Source organism: Rhizorhabdus sp. P4_G5, from assembly GCF_056401065.1.
Map to the genome: position 1 here is coordinate 242744 of NZ_JBFUKB010000006.1, position 18329 is coordinate 261072.

Sequence of the window (18329 nt, forward strand, 5' to 3'; positions counted from 1 at the left end):
AGCACAGGCCATGCCATCGGGTACGGCGGCCCGCCATTCAGCGAGCGGCAAGGGTCGTTGATCGATAGCGGCCGCGGATTGGCCGAATATGAGGGTGATGCGCTTGGCAGCGACAGGGATAGGCGATAAGTCGGCAACCGCCGATGCCCACCGCTCCAAAACCCCCGCAAAAATCCAGCGACAGGACTAGCCGCATGAATTGGCTGAGGACCCTGTTCAAATTCACGCTGTTCGCCACGCTGGCCGGGCTTGGCGCGCTGGTGATCGCAGTGCTGATCGCAATGGCCTCGCTGCCCGGTTTCGAAGAATTGAAATCGAGCCCGAACGGCCAGATGGTCCGCGTGCGCGCCGCCGACGGTTCGGTGATCGTCTCGCTAGGGCCGAGCTATGGCGACTGGCTGCCGTCGAACCGCATCCCCTCGACGATGAAGAAGGCGATGGTCGCGGTCGAGGACCGCCGCTTCTACATGCATCCCGGCATCGACCCGATCGGCATGGCCCGGGCGGGTTGGCTGGCCTGGCAGCGCAAGGGCGAAGGCCGGCGGCTCCAGGGCGCGTCGACGATCACGCAGCAGCTCGCGCGCAACATCTTCCTCACCAACGCCTACAGTTTCGGCCGCAAATTCAGGGAAGTCATCCTGGCGCTGGCGATGGAGCGGAAATTCTCCAAGGAGCAGATCCTCGAGCTGTATCTCAACCGGGTCTATTTCGGTGGCGGCGCCTATGGCATCGACGCCGCGAGCCGCAAATTCTTCGATCATTCGGCCAACACGCTGAACCTCGGAGAAAGCGCGATCATCGCCGGCCTGGTCAAGGCGCCGTCGCATTATTCGCCGACCGCAGACCGTGACGCGGCGATCGGCCGCGCCAAGGTCGTGCTCGACGTGATGCAGGACGCCGGCGTGATCACTCCGTCCGAGGCCGAGGCGGTCGACCTCTCCAAGATCAGCCTCGCCGCCGGACGCGACCAGAATGCGGTGCGCTATTTCACCGATTGGGCATTGGCCCAGCTCGATCAGCTGGTCGACGAGCAGGTCGAGCCAATCGACGTCTGGACGACGATCGATCCGGCGATGCAGCGCGCCGCCGATGCGGCGATCCGCGCCAATGCTCCGCCAGGCACGCAGGGTGCGCTGGTGGCGCTCGACCGCGATGGCGCGGTTCGCGCGATGGTCGGCGGCCGGGACTATGTCTCGTCGATCTACAACCGCGCCACCCAGGCGGAGCGCCAGCCCGGCTCCGCCTTCAAGCTGTTCGTCTATCTGGCGGCGATGGAATCCGGCATGAAGCCGGATACGCCGGTGACCGACGAGCCGGTCGAGATCGAAGGCTGGAGCCCGCGCAACAGCAACCGCGAATATGCCGGCGCGATCGACATCCGCACAGCCTTCGCCTTTTCGATCAACACCGTCGCCGCGAAGGTGGGCTCGCAGGTCGGCTTCGACACCGTCGCCGACATGGCCCACCGCTTCGGCATCAGCAGCAAGCTCAACACCCATCCTTCAATGGTGCTCGGCACCTCCGACGTCCGCCTGATCGACATGACCCGCGCCTTCGCCGCCGTCGCCCGCAAGGGCGTGGCGGTGGTGCCCTATGGTATCGTCAAGGTGACCACCGCGAAGGGCGACCTGCTGTACCAGCACCCGGTCGACGACAATCGCGTGCTGGTCGCACCGTGGGTCGCCGCCGAGCTGACCGACCTGCTGCAGACTGCCGTCAACACCGGCACCGCCCGCGCCGCCCAGATCGGCCGGCCGGTGGCGGGCAAGACCGGTACCACCTCGTCGAACAAGGATGGCTGGTTCCTCGGCTTCTCCTCCGGCATCACCACCGGCGTGTGGATGGGCCGCGACGATGCCCGCACCGTTGCCGGGCTGCAGGGCGGCCGCGCTCCGGCCCGGGCCTTCGCCGATTTCATGAAGGTTGCGGTGGCCAGGCGGCCGGTCGAACAGTTCGAGACCGAGATCACGCTGCCCGAGTTCCAGCTCGAGCCGGACGATGAAACCTATATGGGCGCACCCGACGATGGCCTGGTCGATGCCGACGGGATGCCGCTGCAGGATGGCACGGAGCCGGCCGCGGAGCCGGAGGACGGTTTCGAGCCGCAGGCACCGCCGGTACGCGTCACCCCGCCGCCGCCAGTGCGAGCCGCTCCACCACCGCCAGTGCGGGTCGCTCCGCCACCGGCACCGCGGACATCGCTGGGATCGGACTTCCTGAGGGGCGTCGACAACCGTCCGCCGCACCCGCAGTAGCGATAAACATGCCCTCCCCAATTGCGGGGGACAATGGGTCAGTCCACCAACAGCAGCGCCGGCGTCTCGATCAGCCGCTTGATCGCCTGGACGAAGCTCGCCGCGTCCCAGCCATCGACGACGCGGTGGTCGCAGCTGATCGACAGGTTCATCAGCTTGGCGGCGACGACCTGCCCGTCGCGGAAAACCGGACGCTCGACCACCTTGTTCGGGCCGATGATCGCCACTTCGGGGCGGTTGATCACCGGGGTGGTGGCGATGCCGCCGAGCGGGCCGAGCGAGGTGATGGTGAGCGTCGAGCCCGACAGTTCCTCAGACCTCGCCTTGCCGCTGCGCGCGGCCTCGGCGAGGCGGACGATCTCGCCCGCCAGCTGCCATATGTTGCGGCTCTCGGCGTTGCGGATCACCGGCACCATCAGGCCCGCCTCGGTCTGCGTCGCCATGCCGAGGTGAACCGCGCCCGAGCGCGTGACGATGCCCGCCTCGTCGTCATAGCGCGCGTTGATCATCGGATAATCGGGCAGCGCCTTGCAGATCGCGCTGATCAGCAGCGGCAGCAGGGTGAGCCTTGGCTTTTCTCCGCGCGTTGCGTTGAGATCGGCACGCAGTTCCTCCAGCTTGGTGACGTCGATCTCCTCGACATAAGTGAAGTGCGGGATCGCGCGCTTCGACGCGGCCATATTCTCGGCGATGCGCCGGCGCAGGCCGATCACCTTGACCTGCTCGTCGGCACGCCCGCCGCCCGCCGGACGATAACCGCCGCCGGCATTGTAGCTGAGGAAGGCGTCGAGGTCGGCATGGCGGATGCGGCCGGGTTCGGCGGTCTTCACCTGCGCGAGATCGACGCCAAGATCCTTCGCGCGCTGGCGGACGGCGGGGGAAGCAAGGACTTTTTTCTCCTTCTCCCCATTGGGGAGCAAGGCAGCAGGTCCATCCCCCGAATGGACCAAAGAGCTGCCTTGCTGGACAGGAAGACGGGCCGAGCCAGAGACTGGCGCAACGCCGGACCCTCCAACACTCCTCCCCTCCCCGTCCTCTCCCCGGAGGCGGGGGGGAGAAGGTATCGGATCCGGCTTCACCACCTGCGCCGCCTCGTTCGGGGCGACCTCGATGGTCGGTGTCGCCTCGGCCTCATCCTCGACCTCAAACTCGGCGAGAACCGATCCGGTCGCCACCATGTCACCGATCGCGCCGGCGATCCGGACGACCTTGCCCGCCACCGGTGCGGTCATCTCGATCGTCGCCTTGTCGGTCATCATATCCGCGAGCGGCGCGTCTTCCTCGACCATGTCGCCCACCGCGACATGCCATGCGACGACCTCCGCCTCCGCAATGCCTTCGCCGATGTCGGGGAGCCTGAAGCTATAGATGGCCATCGGATCAATCCTGCATGACGCGCTTGAGCGCTTCGGTCAGCCGCACCGGGCCGGGGAAATAAGCCCATTCGAGGCTATGGGGATAGGGCGTGTCCCAGCCGGTGACCCGCTGGATCGGCGCCTCCAGCGAATGGAAGCAATGTTCCTGGACAAGCGCCGACAGCTCGGCACCGAAACCGCTGGTCTTGGTCGCCTCATGCACGACGACGCAACGCCCGGTCTTCCTCACCGAGGCGGCGATGGTCTCCATATCGAGGGGCAACAGCGTGCGAAGGTCGATCAGTTCGGCATCGATCCCGCTCTCCATGATCGCGCCGAGCGCGACATGCACCATCGTGCCGTAGCTCAGGATGGTGACGTCCTCACCGGGCCGGACGATCTTCGCCTTGCCCAGCGGCACGGTATAATGGCCTTCGGGCACGGCACTCTCGGCGAACTTCGCCCAAGGTGAAACCGGCCGGTCATAATGGCCGTCGAACGGGCCGTTATAGATGCGTTTCGGCTCGAAGAAGATGACGGGATCATTATCCTCGATCGCCGCGATCAGCAGGCCCTTGGCATCATAGGGATTCGACGGGATCACCGTCTTCACGCCCGCGACATGGGTGAAGATGCCCTCGGGGCTCTGGCTGTGGGTCTGGCCGCCGAAGATGCCGCCGCCGAACGGCGTGCGCAGCGTAATCGGCGCGGTGAACTCGCCCGCCGAGCGGTAGCGCAGCCGCGCCGCCTCCGAGACGAGCTGGTCGAGCCCGGGATAGATATAGTCGGCGAACTGGATCTCCGGCACCGGCCGCAGCCCATAGGTTGCCATGCCGACCGCGACGCCGATGATGCCGTTCTCGCTGATCGGCGTATCGAACACGCGGGTCTTGCCGTACTTCTTCTGCAGGCCTTCGGTCACCTTGAAGACGCCGCCGAAATAGCCGACATCCTCGCCGAGCACGACGATCCTGTCGTCTCGGGCCATGGCGACCTCCAATGCGGAGTTGATCGCCTGGATCATGTTCATGGTGCGGGTCTCGCCGGTCATGCTGCCCGATCCCTGGACCGCGTCATCCCAGCGAAGGCTGGGATCTCTTTGCCTTCGGAGATGAAGAACAGGGAGATTCCAGCTTTCGCTGGAATGACGGCTGGGAGAACGGAGGATGCTGCCCTCATATCCCCGCTGCCTTGCGTTCGTCGTGCATCTGCTGCGACTGCTCCTTGAGATGCCAGGGCATCTCCTCGAACACATCCTCGAACATGCTGTCGAACGACTGCTTCAGGCCGTCCTGCAGGACGCCGTTCTTCTCGGCTTCTTTCTGGGCCGTCCGAACCAGCTCGGCCACTTCGCGGTCCATCGCGGCGTGGCGTTCCTCGTCCCAGAGGCCGAGCGCGATGACGTGCTGCTTGAGCCGCACGATCGGATCGCCCAGCGGCCATTTGCTGCTCTCCTCGGCCGAGCGGTATTTGCTCGGATCGTCCGATGTCGAATGTCCCTCGGCGCGGTAGGTGAAATGCTCGATCAGGGTTGGGCCATGGTTGCCGCGCGCACGATCGGCCGCCCACTGGGTCGCGGCATATACGGCCAAAGCGTCATTGCCGTCGACCCGTAGCCCCGCGATGCCATAGCCGATCGCACGCGCTGCGAAGGTGGTAGCTTCCGCGCCGGCAAAGCCCGAATAGGATGAAATCGCCCACTGATTGTTGATCACGTTGAGGATGACCGGCGCGCGATAGACCGAGGCGAAGGTCATCGCCGAGTGGAAGTCGCCTTCCGCGGTCGAACCTTCGCCGCACCAGGCCGCAGCGATCCGCGTATCGCCGCGGGCCGCGCTGGCCATCGCCCAGCCGACAGCCTGCGGATATTGGGTGGTCAGGTTGCCGGAGATCGAGAAGAAGTTGGCCTCGCGCACCGAATACATGATCGGCAGCTGCCGGCCTTTCAGTCGATCCGCGCGATTCGAATAGATCTGGTTGATCATGTCGACGATCGACCAGTCGCGCGCGATCAGCAACCCTTGCTGGCGATAGCTGGGAAAGCACATATCGTCATAGTCGAGCGCATGCGCCGCCGCGACCGACGTCGCCTCCTCACCGGTGCATTTCATATAGAAGCTGGTCTTGCCCTGCCGCTGGGCGCGGTAGAGCCGTTCGTCGAATGCGCGCGTCAGCGCCATGCTACGAAGCATCTTCAGCAACGTTTCGGGGCTAAGGTGCGGATCCCACGGCCCCTGCGCCCGCCCTTCGCCGTCGAGCACGCGTACCATCGTATAGCTCAGGTCGCGGATATCGGCGGGCCGGGCATCGATCGCGGGCCGCGCCACTGCACCGGCAACCGGCATTTCGAAGCTACTGTAATCGGCCGGCTCACCCGGCCGGAACGGCGGCTCCGGTACGTGGAGCGACAGGGGCGGCAGGTTACGGCCGGTCATCGACAGGATCCTCTCGACGCCGTGGCCCAGGCGAGCGCGCGGCTTAGTCAGGAAATAATAACATCGCGATATAAAATTACAAAGCCGTTGACGCTTGTAGCTAGCGAACGCCTGATCCTGTCGGGCGTGGCATGCGCCGGGAAATTTCCTGTGACGTGGAGCGAAGGTCGCGAAACAAAAGGTTGTCCGGTCACTTCGCAGGAAGGGCCGGCAACCGGCAAATCGCCTGTAGCCCCCCGCCCTCGCGATTCGCCAGCGTCAGGCCGCCGCCATGTTCCTGCGCGATCGCGCGTGCGATGCTCAGGCCCAGGCCGATCCCGCCAGTCGAGCGATTACGCGAAGGTTCGCCCCGCTCGAACGGCCGGAACATCGTTTCCAGATTCTTCGCGGGGACGCCGGGTCCGCGGTCGGCGATACGGACCAGGGCGTCTCCATCGTCGCAGGCCAGCCCGATCTCGACCCCGCCACCATAGGCGACGCCATTGTCGATGAGGTTCTGGAACAGACGCCTCAGCGCCATCGGATCGCCCGCGACCGCCGCCGGTTCGACCTCGCCCAAGGTGACAGGCCTCCCGATCTCGCGCTCGCCCGCTGCCAGATCGGCGAGCAGCGCGTCGAGCCGCACCGGTTCGACGATGCTGATCCGCGCCGTGTCGCGCACGAACGAAATCGTCGCGGCAATCATCGCCCGCATCTGCTCGATATCGCCCTGGATCTTCTCGCGCATCTGGTCGGGCGCGCCTTCGATACGGAAAGCGATCCGCGCCAGCGGCGTACGCAAGTCGTGCGCGATCGCGCCGATCATGTTGGTGCGTTCGGTGAGATAGGCAAGCAGCCGCTGCTGCATCCGGTTGAGGGCATGGGCGGTGACGCGCAGTTCGGCAGGCCCCTCCTCGACGATCAGCGGGGCTTGCGGATTGGCCCCCATGCGGTCTGCGGCCTCGGCGATCCGGCGGATCGGCCTGGCGAGCGCGCGGGCGAAGACCCAGGCGAAGGGAATCACCGCCAGGATGCTCAGGCCGAACAGCGCGAGGACCCGGATCTGCCATGGCGCCAGCCAGGCGCGCGGCGGGGTGCGCACCACCCGCCAGCCGGCCTCCGTCCGCAGGCCGGCCACCACCGTATCGAAGAAGATCGGTTCGCCGCCGCGCATGATCACCCGACGGTCGCCATTCGCACGAAACGGCATATGGCCGCGCTGGTCGGGATCGAAATAGAGGCGCACGCGATCGATGGGCACGCCGATCTGGGCCGCGAGGCGTGCCGTGAAATAGGGTATGGCGATCATCTCATGCTCGGGCTGCGGCACCGATATCGTCTGGATGGCGCTCAGCCGCCGCTCGCGCTCGCGCTCCTCATAATCGGAACGGGGGGGCTCCAGCGGCTCCGCCAGCCGGCCGTCACGATCGCGCGGGATGGTGATCGCCTGCCAGGACGGGCTGCGCGCGACGCGACGCCCCGACAAAGCCTCGGCGATATCCGAGAGGCTGTTGAAGTCGGGACGCGGCGGCGGCGACGACAGGAACAAGCTTACGGTGACGACGAACACTGCGGCAACGCTGGCGAGCAGCAGCAGCAGCGTCTGCCAGAAGATCGACAGGGCGGGGCCGCGCGCGCGCTTCATCCGCTGTTCTACTCGCCCTCGACCCGCAGCGTGAACATATAGCCTTCGTTGCGGATCGTCCGGATCGGATCGTCGGGCCCCAGCTTCTTGCGCAGCCGGCTGATCGTCACGTCGATCGCGCGGTCGAACACATCGCTGTCGATGCCCTTGCCCGCCTCGATCAACTGATCGCGGCTGAGCACCCGCTGGGGACGGTCGAGAAAGGCTGCCAGCACCCGGAACTCGGCATCGGTAAGCGGCGCCGCCGCAGCGTCGAGCCGCCGCACTTCGCGCTGGACGATGTCGAGCGACCAGGGACCAAAGCGCCGCACCGCACCACCAGTCGCCCCTGCCGCCTCGTCGCCGCGACGGCGCAGCACCGCCCGGATGCGGGCGAGCAGTTCGCGGGGATTGCACGGCTTGGCGAGATAGTCGTCGGCGCCGACCTCCAGCCCGATGATGCGGTCGGTATCCTCGCCCATCGCCGACAGCATGATCACCGCCGGTCCGCCCGGCTTGCGGAGCCGCCGCAGGATCGACAGCCCGTCCTCGCCGGGCATCATGAGGTCGAGCACGATCAGGTCGGGCCGCTCCGCGGCGATGCGGGCATCCATCTCGGCGCCATCGGCCGCGCTCTCGACGCGCAGGCCGTTGGCGCGCAGGAAATCGGTTATCAGCGTGCGCAGGTCGGCGTCATCGTCGACCACCAGGATCGCGGGATTGGCGCTGCTCATCGCCGCGCCTTCGCGTCCCTTACGCCGGCAATGCAGGCGGCGTTGGCGGCGATCTGGGCCGGCGTGCTCGGCAACTGGGCCAGGCTCAGCTCCTTGCTCTGGTTGGGATCGAGGTCACGGAAGCGCTCGGCTGCGGCGGCGCGGAACTCCTTGGCAGACACGGCGCGGTTGATATCGTCGTCGGCCGACGCGACCGGGTTGGGGATATTGAGAAGACCATAGCGACCGGCTCCCGTCGCACCGTCGCTGCCAAGCCCGCCCGGCCTGCGCCGCTGCGCACGCGGCCGCTCCTCGCCGCGCTCCCCGCCGGCGATGCGATCGGGTTCGGGCCGGCGCTGGTAGAGCCGGATCTCAGGGGCGACATCCTGCTCATAGGCATAGACCTCGTCGGGCAGCAGCTCGCCACTATGATCCTTGTCGAGCGTTGCGAAGAAGCGGTCGCCGTCGAGCATCATCTCGCCGATCGTCAGCTTGCCGTCATGATCACGATCGGCCTCGTCGAACCAGCGTTTGACCGGATTGTCGTTGTCCCCGTTCGGCCGGAAGGGTTCGCCCATCGGCGATATGAACAGCTGCGGCTTCACGGGCTCGGAGCAAGCCGCCGCCGGCGCGACCGGCCGTGCAGCGACAGGCGCTGCCATCGCCGCCAGCAGGAGGAACGCGCGTTTCATTCGTGCCGCAAAGCCTCGATCGGGTTGAGCGACGCCGCACGGCGTGCCGGGAAATAGCCGAATACCACACCGATGAGCGCCGAAAAGAAAAAGGCGAGCAGGTTGATCTGCGGATCGAAGATGAAAGGCACCTGCAGCATCGGCGCGAGAAGGATCGTCGAAACCAGCGCGAGGAACAGCCCGAGCAGTCCGCCGAGACAGGCAAGCGTCACCGCCTCCACCAGGAACTGGAGCAACACCTCGCGCGCCACGGCGCCGATGGCGAGGCGTATGCCGATCTCGCGGGTCCGCTCCGTGACCGACACCAGCATGATGTTCATGATCCCGATGCCACCGACCAGCAGGCTAACCGCAGCCACCGCGCCGAGCAGCGAGGTAAGGATCTGGGTGGTGCCCTGCAGCGTGTCGGAAATCTGCTTGGTATCGAAGATGTTGAAGTCGTCCTCGGTGTCGGCGGTCAGGTGACGGCGATCGCGCAGCAATTTGCGCAACGACGCCTGGATCTGCTGGCTGTCATAGGCGGCGTCGACAGATACCATGATCGTCCGCACGTCGCGATTGCCGGTCATCCGCCGCTGCACCGCCTTGTAGGGCATCAGCACGACATCATCCTGATCGTTGCCGAAGCCGCCCTGCCCCTTGGCGGCGAGCGTGCCGATGATCTCACAGGAGATATTCTTGATCCGGAAGCGCTTGCCGACCGGGTCGGTGCCGCGGAACAGCCGGGTGCGGACGGTGTTGCCGATGATGCACACCGCCTTGCCGCCCTGCTCCTCGGCCGGGCTGAACGATCGCCCGCTGCTGAACCTCCACGGCTGGGCGACGAAATATTCGCTGTTGGTGCCGTTCACGGTCGTCGACCAGTTGGCGGCGTTGTAGACCGCAGGGCCGGTCGATTGGACCAGCGGCGCGACCGCGGTCACCCCGACGATCTGGCTGCGGATCGCGTCGAGGTCCTCGATCTTGAAGTCGGGCGGCTGCGGCCCGCCGCCGCCGCGCCCGAAGCCCTGGCCGGGACGGACCTGGAGCACGTTCGAGCCGAGACTGGAAATCTGCTGTTTCACCGCGGCGGTAGCGCCATTGCCGAGCGTGACCATCGTGACCACCGCCCACACCCCGATGACGATGCCGAGGATCGTCAGGAAGGATCGCAACAGGTGCCGCCGGATCTCGCGCACCGCGAGGAGGAGGGTCGTGGCGTACATCAGGACGATCCGGCGAAACGAATCGTCATTCCAGCGGAAGCTGGAATCCCAGGAGATGAATGCGCGCCAACGACGCATGAGATTCCAGCTTTCGCTGGAACGACGAGTGGGGAACGCAAGAGGGTCACGCCCTCACCCCTGGGCCGCTGGTCGCCTCGGCCCGCTCGACCAGGCCGTCGCGGAAGTGGATGATCGTGTGGGCATAGGCGGCCATGTCCGGTTCGTGCGTCACCATCAGCACGGTGATGCCGCTGTTGCGGTTGAGGTCGGACAGCAGTTCCATGATCTCGACCGAGCGTTCGCTGTCGAGATTGCCGGTCGGCTCGTCCGCGAGCAGCACATCGGGATGGGTGACGATCGCCCGGGCGATCGCGACGCGCTGCTGCTGGCCCCCGGACAACTCCGCCGGCGTGTGGTCCCACCAGTCGGCGAGGCCGACCTTGTCGAGCGCCGACATGGCCATAGTGCGGCGGGTGATCTTGTCCTCGCCGCGATAGACCAGCGGCAATTCGACATTCTCGAGCGCGGTGGTGCGCGCCAGCAGGTTGAAGCCCTGGAAGACGAAGCCCAGATAGCGTCGGCGCAGCAGTGCCCGCTGATCGCGCTCCAGCCGTTCGACATGATGGCCGCGAAACAGGAAAATACCGGCGGTCGGCACGTCGAGACAGCCGAGGATGTTCATCGTCGTCGACTTGCCGGACCCCGACGGCCCCATCACCGCGACGAAGTCGCCGCGGGCGACATCGATGTCGACGCCCTTGAGCGCGGCGAAAGCTGTCGCCCCCTCGCCGAAGACCTTGGTTACCCCGCGCAGCGATATCAGCGTCTCGCCGATGGCGATGTCATTGGCCATTGCGCCGCTGCCCGCTTCCCGCGCCCTGGCCGTCGGCCGCAAACTGGCCGATGACGACCTGGGTGCCTTCGGTCAGATCGCCGCCGGTCACCTGCGCCTGGCTGCCATTGCTCTCGCCGACGGTGATCTGGACGGGCTGCGGCGTGTCGCCGCCCTCCGCCACGACATAGACCGTCTGCTTGCTGCCGCGCCCGATCGAAGCCTCCTTGGCGCTGCCGCTGTTGCGGCGCATCGGCCGGGGGGCGAGCACGCTGGCGAGCCCGCCGCTCTCGCTCGCGGCGCGCTGGCGATCGGGCGAGAAGCGCAGCGCAGCGGTCGGCACCAGCAGGACATTCTTCTTTTCGGTGGTGATGATGTCCGCGGTCGCGGTCATGCCGGGCCGAAGCAGCCCGTCGCCATTGGAAACCGTCAGGCGCGCTGTATAGGCGACGACCCCGCTGGTGGCCGCGCTGCTCGTCGCGGTGGTGTTCGACGTGCCGCCGGTCGTGGCGTTGGCGCCGACGTCGACTCGTTCGATCGTCGCGGGAAAGGTCCGGCCGGGAAAGGCATCGACCGTGAAGGTCGCGCGCTGGCCCTTGCGAACCTGCCCGACATCGGCTTCGTCGACCTTCACCTCCAGCCGCATCTGGCGGAGGTCCTCGGCGATGGTGAAGAGCACCGGAGCATTGAGCGAAGCGGCGACGGTCTGGCCGGGCTCGATCGATCGCGAGAGCACCTGGCCGTTGACCGGCGACTTGATGAAGGCTTTCGACAACGCCGTCTGTGCAGAGGACAGTGTTGCTCGCGCCTGGTCGACCGCCGCACGCGCGGTCGCAACGCCGGCCGCCGCGCGGGCGGCATCGGCCCGCGCGACGTCCAGTTCGGTCGCGGACGGAACCTTTCCGCCCGATAATCGCCAGACGCTCTCCTGTCGTCGCAACGTCGCACGCGCCTGCTGCTCGGTGGCCTCGGCCTGCTGGACTCCGGCCTGGGCGGACGCGAGGCCCGCCTGCGCCTGGTTCACCGAATCCTCGAGCCGCGACGGATCGAGCTTGGCGAGGAGCTGGCCCTTGCGGACACGATCATTGTTATCGACATAGACCTCGACCACTGTGCCCGACTGCTCCGAACCGACCTCGACCTGGTTCGTCGGTGCGAGGTTGCCGGTCGCGGAAACGACGACGGTGAGGTCTCCGCGCTCTACCGGGCGCGTCGCATATCCAGCCTTGTCGTCGCCGCCGAAGATCAGCCGCCACAGGATCACCAGCACGACGAGGATCGCAAGCCCTATGCCGATCCGCCGGAACAGCGCCGCGCGCGGCGATGCCGGCTCGATGCCCAGGAATTCGTCCAGATCCTGCTGCGACGACGCTGGCGGCGGTGAAGGTTGCTTGTCGGTCTCGTCCATCAAGGTCTCTTTTCGGACTGCATGGGTAGCTCGGCCGTATTTCCGCGATCTTCGAACGGGCCAGGCGCCGGGATCGGGGCGGCCTGCCAGCCGCCACCCAACGCCTTGTAGAGCTGGATGGTAGCACTGGCGCGGGCTGCGCGGGCGGTCGCCGTCGCATCCTGCGTGGACAACAGGCTGCGCTGGGCATCGAGCAGCGTCTGGAAATCGATCAGGCCGGAGCGATATTGCAGGCGGGCATAGGTCGCCGCATTGTTCGCAGCTTCGTAGCTCACCACCAGATCGCCCTCGCGCCGCTCGGCCACCTCCCGGCCCTTGAGCGCATTCTCCGCCTCCTCGAGCGCGGTCAGGACGGCCTTGCGATAAGCGTCATAGGCCGCATCGGCGGCAGCGCGCTGGCCGAGGATCGCAGCGCGGATCTGCCCCCCTTCGAAAATCGGCGCGGTGATGCCGGCAATCAGATTGCCGATGCCGTTGCCGACGAGATTTCCCACGGACGTCGCCGAGCCGGCGAAGGTGCCCGACAGCCGCAGCGCTGGATAGAGCTGCGCGGTTTCGACACCGACCCGCGCGCTTTCGGCGGCCAGCGCCCGTTCGGCGCTCGCGACGTCGGGCCGACGCTCGATGACCTGCGCCGGAATGGGCGCACCGACGCCGGGGGCGAGCGGTATCGAGGCCGGCGGATCGATCAGCGCCGTGACGGCTCCGGGCGCCTCCCCCAGCAGCACGGCGATGTGATTCACTGCGGTGCTATAGTCGTTTTCGATCGTCGGGATCGACGCCGCGGTCTGGGCGCGGAGCTGCCGCGCTTGTTCATAGTCCAGGCTCGAGACCAGCCCGGCCTGACGACGCCAGCCGACGATTTCCAGCGTATCGTCCTGGGAAGAGAGGTTTTCGCGGGCGATGCGCAGCCGGATCTGGGCGAGCCTGGCGTCGACATAGTTGAGCCCGACCTCCGAGGCGATGCTCGCCTGAGTGAAGCGCAGGTCGGCCTCGCCGACCTCGGCCGATGCCCTGGCCGCTTCGATCGAGCGGCGGATGCCGCCGAACAGATCGGCCTCCCACGCCACATCGAAGCCGCCGCGATAGACGGTGCTGTCACCGCCGCGGCTTATCGTCTGCCCGGTCGCAGGATCGATGATCGACGAACCGTCATTGCCGATGCTCCGAGAAACCGAGGCGCTGGCGTCGACCGAGGGCAGCGCCTGGCCCCGCGCACCGCGCAGGTTGGCGCGCGCCTGGCGCAGCCTCGCGCCAGCGGCGGCGACGTCGAGATTGCCGGCAAAGGCGCGATCGACCAGTTGGGTAAGCACCGGATCCTCGAAGCTCTCCCACCAGCGGGCGAGGTCGACCATGTCCTGCTCGGGCGTGATCGTGGAGGATGACTGGAACTGATCGGGAATCTTGAGCGCGGAAGCGGTGGGCGGCCGATAATCCGGGCCCGCATTGCACGCGGACAGCAGCAACACTGCCAGCGCAAGGCCGGGGCGCACGGCTTGGGCAGGGCGATCGTCCGTCTTCATGCCGACGCTTCTAGAGTCCTTTTCATGTCGCGCGATGTCACCGCTGAAATCCCGTGACGGGGGCACTTAATCCGCTTCGTTGCCAGCCCGCAACAAGGCGAACGGCAAAACGCCCGCCCGCCGAGGTGGCGGACGGGCGAATAGCGCGCTGATGGTCGCCTGCCGTCAGTTTGCCGCGGCGAAAGCGTCCGCCTGCTGGCCGACCAGCGTCACTTCGACGCGGCGGTTCTGCTGGCGGCCCGCGGCGATCTTGTTGTCGGCCACCGGCTGGGTCTCGCCATGCCCGACCGCCGTAATCCGGTCGGACGCAACGCCCATGCCGGCCAGCGCCGTCCGCACCGCCTCGGCACGCGCCTGCGACAGCTGCTGGTTATAGGCGTCCGCCCCTTGTGAATCGGTGTGGCCGTCGATCCGCACCTTCACCGCGGGATTGGCCTGGAGATATTGCGCGAGCGGCTGAAGCCGCTGGGCCGACCCGGCCTTGAGGTCGGCCTTGCCGGTCTCGAACACGACATCCTGGAGAACCAGGGTTGCGCCGAACTGGGTCTGCTTGAGTTGATAGTCGCGCATCTTCGCCTTGAGCCGATCGGCCTCGGCGCGCGCCGCAGCGGCATCGGCCTGGGCGCTGGCGGCAGTCGCCTGCGCGTCGGCGACCTTCTCATTGGTCTGGGCTGCCGCCTGCGCCTTGGCGCGCTCGACATCCGCTTTGAGCATGGCGATGCGGGCACGCGTCCGCGCCGTCTCGATCAGCGCGTTGATTTCCCCGGCGACGGCTTCGGCCTGGCCGGACTTGTCATTGTCGAGCTTCTTGTCGAGCTTGGCGATCCGGTCCGACGCACGATCGAGATAGACCGCGCCATATTCGGCGACGCCGGGTTCGGCGCGCGCGACGGCGATCTTCTCGCGATATTCGTCGGTGACGAGCTTGTCGGTCTTGTCGGCGAAGGCAGGGCCGGCGACGCCCGCGAGCGCCGTGGCGGCCGCGAGGCTGAGCATGAGCTTGTTCATTATATCTTCCTCTTCAACCGATCAGTTCGCAGCGATCTTCGAGCGCTCATTTTCCAGCGCGCGCAGCTCGGCGGTTGCCGCCGCGAGATCGGCGAGTGCGTCCGCTTCCTGCGCCAGCACCAGCGCGTGGCGATCCTCGTCCTTGCGGAACCTGGCATTGGCCTCGTCGAGGACGCTGCGGCTGCGATTGAGGACATCGCCGGCATTGCCGCCGACACCGGCCTTCTCGGCCGCGTCGAGCTTGGCCTTGGCCGCTGCGATGGCGACCCGCGCGTCATCCTCGTCACCGGCAATGGCCGCGCCGGGCACGGCGAGCGCCGAGAGGCTCGCCGCCGCGAGGGCGATATAAAGCAGTTTTTTCATGATCTCACTCTCCGCATACTACTGCATCGTCGCTAAACCGGCGGTCGCTGCTCCGGTTCCGTATCCGAATCGGCACGCCCGATTGTGGCCGTGCCCGCAAAGGCGTATTCTGCCGCAACAGCTGGAGAGGAGCCGACGATGAGGATCCCGCCGATCTGCCGCGACGTTGCGGGCTTCGCCGCGCTTGCCCTGCTCGCCTGCGCGCTCCCGGCTGCGACGCCCGACGTCGCCGACAGCGAGCAGGTCCAGGGCGGTCGCGACCTTAGTGCGCGACTGACCGTGCCCGTGACCATCAACGGCGGCGGCCCTTATCATTTCGTGGTCGACACCGGCGCCGAACGCACGGTCATCTCACGCGAACTGGCCGACCGGTTGACACTGGCACCGGCAAAGCCCGTCACGCTGCTCAGCATCGCAGGCATGGACGAGGTTCAGACGGCGCTGGTCGCGGAACTCCGCCTGACCTCGAGCCGCAGCCATTTGTCCGATCTCGAAGCGCCGATATTGTCGCAAGATCATCTCGGCGCCGTCGGCATGCTCGGCATCGACAGCCTGCAGACCAAGCGGGTGATCATGGATTTCCGCAAGATGCGCATGTCGATCAGCGACGCGTCCCGCGCGATGCCCGTGGCGAGCGATGAGATCGTCGTGACCGCGCGCCGCAGGCTCGGCCAGCTCATCCTGGTCGATGCGGACGCCGACGGACAGAAGATCAGCGTCATCATCGACACCGGCTCGGCCGTGTCGATCGGCAACCCGCTGTTGCGGGCGAAACTGGCGAAGCGCCACCGTCTCGGACCTTTCGTGCCGATCACCATCACCAGCGTCACCGGTGGCCAGACGATGGCGGACTATAGCTATATCCGGCATGTGCGGATCGGCGGCGTGAGCATCAACGACATGCCGATCGCCTTTGCGGACGTGCAGATCTTTCACCGGCTGGGCCTGGACTCCAAGCCGGCGCTCCTGCTGGGCATGGACGCATTGCATGCTTTCGACCGCGTCTCGATCGATTTCGCCAATCGCAACGTCCGCTTCCTGCTGAACGGGGATGCGCTGACGGCGCCGATGCCGCGCATGGCCGAGAACCTGCCGCCGAAGCGCGGTTGATCCTTCCGCTGGACGCCCCGCATATCGTCGCTAGACTGGTGCGCCTGTGATTGGAGACTGCCATGCGCGCCCTGCCGAAAGCCATAAGCCTGTTCGCCATCCTCGCTCTGCCCTTCGGCGCGGCGCAAGCCGCCATCGCCATCGGCACGAAGGCTCCGGCGTTCGAGACCCAGGCGTCGCTGGCCGGCAAGGATTTCGGCTTTTCGCTGGCCAAGGCGCTGAAGAAGGGTCCGGTGGTGCTGTATTTCTTCCCCGCCGCCTTCACCTCGGGTTGCACCGTCGAGGCCCATCAGTTTGCGGAAGCGACCGAGGATTTCAACAAGATGGGCGCCACGGTAATCGGCATGGCGGCGGACCCGATCGAGAAGCTCAACAAATTCTCGGTCCAGGAATGCCGCAACAAATTCGCGGTCGGCGTCGCGACGCCGGCGATGATCAAGGGCTATGATGTCGCGCTGGCGCTGGTGCCCGGCCGTACCAATCGCACCTCCTATGTGATCGCCCCCGACGGCAAGGTGATCTTCGCCTACACCGCGATGAGCCCGGCCGGACATGTCACCGGCACCATGGATGCGGTGAAGGCCTGGAAGGCCGCGCATTAACTTCGGCGGCGGCGCATGCCCATGCGCTTGGACAACTCGCGCGAACTTCCTACATCGGGCGCATGACCAACCCCGCCTCCTTCCGTCTGTCCGTGCTCGACCAGTCTCCCGTCGAGGAGGGATCGAGCGCCGCCGAGGCGGTGCGCAACACCCTCGATCTGGCGCGAAGCTGCGATGCACTGGGCTATGATCGCTACTGGCTTGCCGAGCATCATGCCTCGAAGAGCATCGTCGGCGTTGCTCCGGAAGCGCTGATCGGTCCCGTGGCACTGGCCACAAAGCGGATCAGGGTGGGATCGGGCGGGATCATGCTGCCCCACTTCTCTCCCTTCAAGATCGCCGAGACGTTTCGGCTGCTCGGGGCGATAGCGCCCGGTCGCGTCGATCTTGGCCTCGGCCGCGCGCCCGGATCGGACCAGCGCGCCGCCTATGCGCTGCAGCGGGATCGTTCGCGTCGCATCCCGTCGGATGATTTCCCCAATCATGTCGCCGAACTGCTCGCCTATCTGTCGGACAGCCTGCCTGCCGATCATCCTTTCGCGACCCTGGCCCAGACGCTGCCGGACGGCACCGACGGATCGCCCGCGCCATGGATGCTCGGTTCCTCGCCCGACAGCGCCAGATGGGCCGGGGAAATGGGTCTGCCCTATTGCATCGCCGACTTCATCAATCCGCAAGCGGTGCCGCTCGCGGAGATATACCGGCGCGCCTTCCAGCCCTCGATCTGGTGCGGCGAACCCCATGTGATGGTCGGCATATGGACCATCGCAGCTACCGACCGCGGGGAAGCGGAGGAACTGGCGATGCCGTTCGCGATGATGTTCGCCCACCTCATCGCCGGCAAGACGATCCGCGTCCCTTCGGTCGAGACGGCCAGGGACTGGGCACGGGACAATGTGGGCGCCGCCCGGCGAGACCGGCGCATGCTGCTGGGAAATGGCCGCGAAGTGCGCGCAGAACTGGAGAGCGTTGCCGCGCTCTATGGCGCGCAGGAGATGATGCTTGTCAACATCATGCCGGACCATGTGAAGCGGCGGCGCTCCTACGAGCTGGTCGCCGAGGCGTTCGGGATGCGGCAGACGGCCGAAGCGGCCTGATCAGCGCGCGGCGCTTACCATCGGGGGGGATTGGGGTCGCCGATGCCATCCCGCTGCTTGCGCTCGCTATCGCGTCATAAGCGAGCCGTGCGGTTTCCCGCTCAGCCTGATAGTTGCAGGATTCTCCC

The 18329-nt window shown here is 66.6% G+C and carries 16 protein-coding genes; 4 read left to right on the plus strand and 12 right to left on the minus strand.

Annotated elements, in window-relative coordinates; all coding sequences use genetic code 11:
• Positions 1–194: 194 nt before the first annotated feature.
• Entirely contained in the window at positions 195–2255 is a 2061-nt protein-coding gene (locus tag AC1DQK_RS13620; protein WP_477871336.1) for a transglycosylase domain-containing protein, read from the plus strand.
• A 38-nt stretch (positions 2256–2293) separates the two neighbouring features.
• Here the strand turns inward: AC1DQK_RS13620 and AC1DQK_RS13625 are convergent, their stop codons facing one another.
• The 12 genes from AC1DQK_RS13625 to AC1DQK_RS13680 form a co-directional block, all read right to left on the minus strand.
• On the minus strand, positions 2294–3631 hold the full coding sequence (locus AC1DQK_RS13625) for a dihydrolipoamide acetyltransferase family protein (protein WP_477871338.1): 1338 nt from the start codon (positions 3629–3631) through the stop codon (positions 2294–2296).
• 4 nt (positions 3632–3635) lie between these two features.
• On the minus strand, positions 3636–4640 hold the full coding sequence (locus AC1DQK_RS13630; protein WP_477871430.1) for an alpha-ketoacid dehydrogenase subunit beta: 1005 nt from the start codon (positions 4638–4640) through the stop codon (positions 3636–3638).
• A 145-nt stretch (positions 4641–4785) separates the two neighbouring features.
• Positions 4786–6045 carry a thiamine pyrophosphate-dependent enzyme gene (locus tag AC1DQK_RS13635; RefSeq protein ID WP_477871340.1) on the minus strand — a complete coding sequence of 420 codons (1260 nt, stop codon included), beginning with the start codon at positions 6043–6045 and terminating at the stop codon, positions 4786–4788.
• A gap of 190 nt (positions 6046–6235) precedes the next feature.
• On the minus strand, positions 6236–7669 hold the full coding sequence (locus AC1DQK_RS13640; RefSeq protein WP_477871342.1) for a sensor histidine kinase: 1434 nt from the start codon (positions 7667–7669) through the stop codon (positions 6236–6238).
• Between the two features lie 8 nt (positions 7670–7677).
• Positions 7678–8382: a response regulator gene (locus AC1DQK_RS13645; RefSeq protein WP_477871344.1), complete on the minus strand. Its 705-nt coding sequence runs from the start codon at positions 8380–8382 to the stop codon at positions 7678–7680.
• Entirely contained in the window at positions 8379–9053 is a 675-nt protein-coding gene (locus AC1DQK_RS13650) for an EF-hand domain-containing protein (protein ID WP_477871346.1), read from the minus strand. The genes AC1DQK_RS13645 and AC1DQK_RS13650 overlap by 4 nt, the downstream gene beginning before the upstream one ends.
• Positions 9050–10258, minus strand: a complete 1209-nt coding sequence (locus tag AC1DQK_RS13655) for an ABC transporter permease (protein WP_477871348.1) — start codon at positions 10256–10258, stop codon at positions 9050–9052. The genes AC1DQK_RS13650 and AC1DQK_RS13655 overlap by 4 nt, the downstream gene beginning before the upstream one ends.
• 124 nt (positions 10259–10382) lie before the next feature.
• The gene (locus tag AC1DQK_RS13660) at positions 10383–11111 is read right to left on the minus strand and encodes an ABC transporter ATP-binding protein (RefSeq protein WP_477871350.1); all 729 of its coding nucleotides are present in this window, start codon (positions 11109–11111) and stop codon (positions 10383–10385) included.
• Positions 11101–12498: an efflux RND transporter periplasmic adaptor subunit gene (locus AC1DQK_RS13665; RefSeq protein ID WP_477871352.1), complete on the minus strand. Its 1398-nt coding sequence runs from the start codon at positions 12496–12498 to the stop codon at positions 11101–11103. The genes AC1DQK_RS13660 and AC1DQK_RS13665 overlap by 11 nt, the downstream gene beginning before the upstream one ends.
• Positions 12498–14021, minus strand: a complete 1524-nt coding sequence (locus AC1DQK_RS13670) for an efflux transporter outer membrane subunit (protein ID WP_477871354.1) — start codon at positions 14019–14021, stop codon at positions 12498–12500. Before AC1DQK_RS13670 ends, AC1DQK_RS13665 begins: the two co-directional genes overlap by 1 nt.
• 165 nt (positions 14022–14186) lie before the next feature.
• Entirely contained in the window at positions 14187–15029 is an 843-nt protein-coding gene (locus AC1DQK_RS13675; RefSeq protein WP_477871356.1) for an OmpA family protein, read from the minus strand.
• Between the two features lie 21 nt (positions 15030–15050).
• Entirely contained in the window at positions 15051–15392 is a 342-nt protein-coding gene (locus AC1DQK_RS13680; RefSeq protein WP_477871358.1) for a hypothetical protein, read from the minus strand.
• A 138-nt stretch (positions 15393–15530) separates the two neighbouring features.
• Between AC1DQK_RS13680 and AC1DQK_RS13685 the strand changes: the two genes are divergently transcribed.
• The 3 genes from AC1DQK_RS13685 to AC1DQK_RS13695 all read left to right on the plus strand — a co-directional run bounded on the left by AC1DQK_RS13685 (position 15531) and on the right by AC1DQK_RS13695 (position 18201).
• A complete protein-coding gene (locus AC1DQK_RS13685; RefSeq protein WP_477871360.1) occupies positions 15531–16502 on the plus strand; it encodes a retroviral-like aspartic protease family protein in 972 nt (323 codons plus the stop codon).
• A gap of 62 nt (positions 16503–16564) precedes the next feature.
• Positions 16565–17104, plus strand: a complete 540-nt coding sequence (locus AC1DQK_RS13690) for a peroxiredoxin (RefSeq protein WP_477871362.1) — start codon at positions 16565–16567, stop codon at positions 17102–17104.
• A gap of 62 nt (positions 17105–17166) precedes the next feature.
• A complete protein-coding gene (locus AC1DQK_RS13695) occupies positions 17167–18201 on the plus strand; it encodes an LLM class flavin-dependent oxidoreductase (RefSeq protein ID WP_477871364.1) in 1035 nt (344 codons plus the stop codon).
• Positions 18202–18329: the final 128 nt, after the last annotated feature.